The 1,421-nt window shown below is 35.3% G+C and carries 1 protein-coding gene; it reads left to right on the top strand.

The window, feature by feature from the left end; genetic code table 11:
• The coding region (locus C3E90_RS09640) for a FecR family protein (RefSeq protein WP_236915432.1) at positions 1 to 996 on the top strand (996 nt) is incomplete at its 5' end.
• Positions 997 to 1,421: the final 425 nt, after the last annotated feature.

Here is a 1,421-nt window from a genome sequence, read left to right as displayed (position 1 = left end):
ATTATCCACGTGTTACAAAATGATGTTTCGGAAGAAGAAATGGCTTTTTTTTCCGAATGGTTTCATTCTTCATCCGAAAACAAAGATTTGTTTTTTCAGCTAAAGAATATATACGATCATCGAAAAGACGGATTAATGCCGAATACTGATGAGATAGAAGCGAGTTGGAGTAGACTTATGCAAAAGTTGCAGAACAATTCGGAGCTCATTCATCACTCTGCGACTTCAAAAAGAAGGCGCTTAAAATTGACTCGCGGGCAAGCTGTTGCTGCAATTTTTGCAGCTTTGCTGATTATCGGCGCATCGGTGTTCCCTTTCCGAAAAAAGCAAAACCCTCGATGGATAGAGGTGCGAACAACCTCTTCTAAACGATTTCAAATCGTAAAATTGCCCGATGGATCTTCTGTGCAATTGAATGTTTCTTCTTATTTGAAATATCCAAGAAAATTCAAAGGGGGAAAGCGTCAAGTATATCTGGATGGCGAGGCATTGTTTGAGGTAACAAACAACGATCAGCCTTTTGAAGTACATAGCGGTAAACAACAAATTATTGTTTTGGGTACACAGTTTAATGTGATGGATTATTCGGAAGACTCCTATGTAATTACAACGCTTATAAAAGGGAAAATAGAATTGCAAACTTTTGATGCATCAAATAAAATAAAAAATCGGATTGTATTAAATCCCAGGCAACAAGTGTTCATGGATAAAAATACCGGTTATGTGGCACTCAGTGAAGTCAATCCTGAAAATATATTATCGTGGACAACAGGAATTTATTCCTTCGAAGATATGCCCTTAGAACAAATAACGGACCGTTTGGAAAAAAAATACGGTGTAACCATTATTATTTCTGACGAAAAAAGTCGTAAGGAAAAATATACCGGCAAATTCTCTGCACAACAACCTATTGAAGAAATTATAGAGATCATTAATTTTAAAGGACAATTCGAGTATTATTTTCGAAATGATACTATCGTTTTACAAAGGAAGTAATAGTGAAGTAATTATATTGTTGAATTTTTAAAAATAAGTGCCTATGGGAAAACATAAGTAACAAAGGAAAAGAATTGGGTACGATGCAATTGCTTACCTGATTCAAAAGAGCGTTTTAATAAAAAATCAATGACCGCTCTCCTATGGTCTTGCAAACTGTCAGAGCGGTGATGTATAACTTAATCAAAAACATATAAATGTATGAATAGATTACTAATCTTACGCAAGCTTTCTTTGTGGAAAGCATCTTTGACAATGAAAATTGTTGTTTTCTTTTTGCTGGTAGGTATGAGCAATGCTTTTGCAACAGGATACGCCCAAAGTGGAAAGATTACCGTTAAAGCACACGATGCCTCACTTAAAGAAGTGATATCCATTATCGAGGAACAATCGGACTATGTGTTTTTTTATCAAAATGAGGATAT

It is taken from the genome of Clostridium sp. Cult2, assembly GCF_021655075.1.
GTDB lineage: Bacteria > Bacillota > Clostridia > Tissierellales > Tepidimicrobiaceae > Schnuerera.
This window is presented reverse-complemented; position numbering and strand designations above follow the sequence as displayed.